Origin of the sequence: Fulvivirga kasyanovii (assembly GCF_009711405.1) — a bacterium.
Classification (GTDB): Bacteria; Bacteroidota; Bacteroidia; order Cytophagales; family Cyclobacteriaceae; genus Fulvivirga; species Fulvivirga kasyanovii.
In genome coordinates this window covers 7,137-10,913 of record NZ_SMLW01000448.1, presented here as the reverse complement: position 1 = coordinate 10,913, position 3,777 = coordinate 7,137, and the positions used below count along the sequence as shown (strand labels likewise).

The window sequence follows — 3,777 nt, the reverse complement described above, 5'->3', positions numbered from 1 at the left end:
TATAGCAATTTCCCCTGTAAAAATAGCTTTGGTTCTTGCCGGGCCGAAGGAAAATGGCCCAATTATAGTCGGTGACCGCTTCTTCATAATCACCCAGCGACTTGTTAGCTTCCGCCCGTTTGATAAACAGATTGTAATAAATTTCTGGAGTCTTTTCTGCCGGCATTATTAATTCAAAAGCTTCACCGTAAGCCGCGCTCTGAAACTGTTTAAATAAAAACTTGGCTTCAGTATAGTATTCCAAAGCCTTATCATTGTTTTTTAGGTTGTTGTAATAGATATCTCCAATCTCAATAATGAGTTCAATATTGTTTTTGTCCCTGATCAGAATATACTCTAGTGCATGTATTGCTCTTTTAAATTGTTTTAGATGGAGGTTGCAATCTGCAATCATTTTCCATGTTGTCAGCCTCATCGGAGATTGATACTCACGAAGCACTTCAAGGTTTTTTATGGCAGTGTTATAGTCAGCCTTCCGGTACAACTGGGTAGTAAGGTTTGTAAGGCTTGCTACCATTTTTTCTTTCTCACGATAAAACTGGGGCTCTATTGGGTTTTGGTGGATCAGTTTTTCAACTGTTGTTAGTGCTTCTCGATACTGGCCATCGTCATACAGGCTTATTGCGGAGGCAAGTATCTTATCATTTTTTGCCTTGAGTTCGGCCGCCTCAACTTCTTTTGTATATTGATTGTACTTCGATATTCCAATGATGAAAATAGATACAATAGCTACTGCTGTGAGGGTGATGAACTGTATTTTGAAGTAATTTCGATCCACCCGGTAACTTGGGGCTGTTTTGTAGTTGGGAATATTTCTCCAACTTTGCTTTCCGTACCGGTCATATATACTTCTCTCGGTTTTTGGACGATTGTTTTTTCTGAATTCTTTGGGAGCAGGTTTATGGCTGGTGCTGTATTGCTGATAATAATATTGTAATAAAAGGTCGTACTGGGCCTTTTGTTCAGGCTTTGACAATAGTTGATGAGCCTCATTGATCACTTTAAAGAATTCTTCTGCAGCCTTGTTACCGGGATTTTTGTCCGGATGGTATTTAAGCGCCAGTTTTTTGTAAGCAGACTTAACTACGGTGTAGTCAGCACCTTGTGGAATGCCTAATATCTTGTAATAATCGAGCATACTATTGCTTCAACTGGTTATACAGCAGATAGTAAAGTTAACGAATCCGACATAAAGGAAATTCTTAAGTTGTCGTTTTTTTATAGTTTTTGATCTTAAAATAAAAAAACAGTGCAGCTAAAAATACCAGAATAGAGATAAACTGGGAGTGTGATATAAAATTGTCAATAACATAGCCCCGGCTAATATCTCCTCTGAAAATCTCAATAATTGACCTCCCTGCGGCGTAAAGCATGAGGTATGACAGGAACAATTGTCCGTTAAACCTTTTATGCTTTTTGATCACTAACAATACCACGAGTATAACCAGGATCATAGATGCGCTGTAAAGCTGCGTAGGGTGCATAGGGGTATGCAGAGGTGCCTGGCAGGCCGGGTCGGAGTATATTACAGATAAGGGGCCATGCCATTCAATGCCGTGGCAGCAGCCTGCCATAAAGCAACCTATCCTTCCGAAAAAATGAACAATACATGTGGTGATAGCCATGATGTCCAGCATGGGTAATACCGGTAGCTTGTTCTTTTTAAAGAAAATGAGCATGGTAGGGATCGTAAAGAGGAGAGAACCATAAAAAACAAAACCGTTACCTGTTAAAAGTGCAGAAGGATGATCCAGATAGTAGGCTGGTTTCTCAAAAAACAAAAAGGCTTTTCCTCCGACTATTGCTGCGATTAACAGAAGCAGAAACAGGGTGTTGATCTTATCAAATGAAAGGTTGAAAGATTTTTTGCTTTCATAAGCTACATATGAAACCCCTGAGATCGCTCCAATGACAATAAAGAATCCATACGAATATATGGTGAAGTATTCGCCGAAAAGTCCTTCAAGGAAGTTTGGTATGGGAATTTTAAAGAGTTCCGGGTGCATAATTATTGTTTGCTAAGGTTGATGTTGAGCATGGCCTATGAGGCAGTTTCTGTCACAACTTACAAATATAATTTCCTTTCTCACTCTTTTGCCTCTTATTTGCAACCATGTTTACGAAGGGGGTCAGATATATGGTAATAGCAGGGTTTTTCTTTGCCCTGATGAATGTGTTCGTTAAAATGGTGCCCGGGATACCTGCTGTTGAGGTCGTGTTTTTCAGATCGGTAGTATCACTGATATTAAGCTATATTTTTTTGAAGGCAAGTGGCGTTAATATCTGGGGTAAAAACAAGAAGATCCTGCTTATGCGAGGTGCCAGCGGTGCGGTGGCCCTTATCCTGTACTTTGCCACCATCCAGGCTATACCCCTGGCGTCTGCAGTTACCATTCAGTTCCTGTCCCCGATTTTTACTTCTATTCTTGGGATTTTCATTGTAAGGGAAAAAGTGAAGCCTCTTCAATGGCTGTTCTTTTTGGTGGCTTTTGCCGGGATTATCATAATCCAGGGGTTTGACCCAAGAATCACGCCTTTTTACCTGGGTATTGGCATAGTGGCGGCCTTATTTTCAGGCTTGGCCTATAATTTTATCCGTAAGCTTAATACCGGTGAGCATCCGCTGGTGATTGTATTCTATTTTCCATTGGTAACTTTACCGGTTACAGGTACTATTTCTGCCTTTGATTGGGTCAAACCTGAGGGGTGGGAGTGGCTGTTGCTTCTGTTGATCGGTGTACTTACCCAGGTCGCGCAATACTTTATGACCAAGGCATACCAGGCGGAAGAATTGTCGAAAGTTGCAAGCCTGAAATACATCAACATCATCTATGCGCTGGCCTTTGGTTGGGTGATATTTGAAGAAAATTTTAACTTTATGACTTACATCGGTATGCTGGTGGTTTTGGCCGGAGTGATTCTGAACATCTGGTATAAGCACCATCTGGCAGCCCGAAATTAGTTTAACTTGTTGAGATAAGGAGAAGAATTTATGTCAGGACATAGCAAATGGTCAACTATTAAGCGAAAAAAAGGAGCCTTGGATGCCAAACGAGGCAAGATATTTACTAAGCTCATAAAAGAAATCTCTGTGGCGGTGAAGGAGGGGGGATCAGACCCTGAAGCTAACCCGAGGTTGCGTCTGGCAATCCAGAATGCCAAAGGCCAGAATATGCCCAAGGAGAATATTGAGCGGGCCATTAAGAAATCCAGCGATGATGGGGCTAACTATGAAGAGCTTACTTATGAGGGATATGCCCCGTTTGGGGTTGCCGTATTTGTAGAGTGCGCCACTGACAATTTAAACCGTACTGTGGCCAGTGTCAGATCGCTTTTCACCAAATATGGCGGGAGCCTGGGAGTGAATGGCTCGGTAGATTATATGTTTGAGCGGAAGGGTATATTTCTGATTAAGCAGACGGAAAACATGGATAAGGATGACCTTACCCTGGAATTGATAGATGGTGGGGCAGAAGATGCGGTTTTCAACGAGGGTTATATTGAAGTAACCTGTGCCATGGAAGATTTTGGAAATATGCAGTCTAAGCTGGATGAGCTTGGTTTGGAGGCTGAAACGGCAGAACTACAGCGTATACCCTCTACTACAGTTTCGTTAGACGATGAGCAATTCGAAAAGGTAATGAAATTAATTGATGCCCTGGAAGATGATGATGATGTGCAGAAGGTTTATCATAACCTTGATGCATCGGAGTCTCAAATGGAGTCGTGGGCATAACGTGGGGTCTGGATCTGGGGGCAAATTCCAGGGAGTAATTA

General features: G+C 41.8%; 4 protein-coding genes. 2 read left to right on the top strand and 2 right to left on the bottom strand.

Features of this window, described 5'->3' with window-relative positions:
• Both E1163_RS07330 and E1163_RS07325 read right to left on the bottom strand, forming a co-directional pair.
• A partial coding sequence (locus E1163_RS07330; RefSeq protein WP_155170784.1) for a tetratricopeptide repeat protein occupies positions 1–1,138 on the bottom strand: 1,138 nt, incomplete at its 3' end.
• 64 nt (positions 1,139–1,202) lie between these two features.
• A complete protein-coding gene (locus tag E1163_RS07325; RefSeq protein WP_155170783.1) occupies positions 1,203–2,006 on the bottom strand; it encodes a prolipoprotein diacylglyceryl transferase in 804 nt (267 codons plus the stop codon).
• Positions 2,007–2,113: 107 nt separating this feature from the next.
• On the opposite strand from E1163_RS07325, the gene E1163_RS07320 reads away from it, so the two are divergent.
• Both E1163_RS07320 and E1163_RS07315 read left to right on the top strand, forming a co-directional pair.
• Entirely contained in the window at positions 2,114–2,962 is an 849-nt protein-coding gene (locus E1163_RS07320; protein ID WP_246223540.1) for a DMT family transporter, read from the top strand.
• 30 nt (positions 2,963–2,992) lie between these two features.
• Positions 2,993–3,736, top strand: coding sequence for a YebC/PmpR family DNA-binding transcriptional regulator (locus tag E1163_RS07315; protein WP_155170782.1), 744 nt, complete (start codon positions 2,993–2,995; stop codon positions 3,734–3,736).
• Positions 3,737–3,777: the final 41 nt, after the last annotated feature.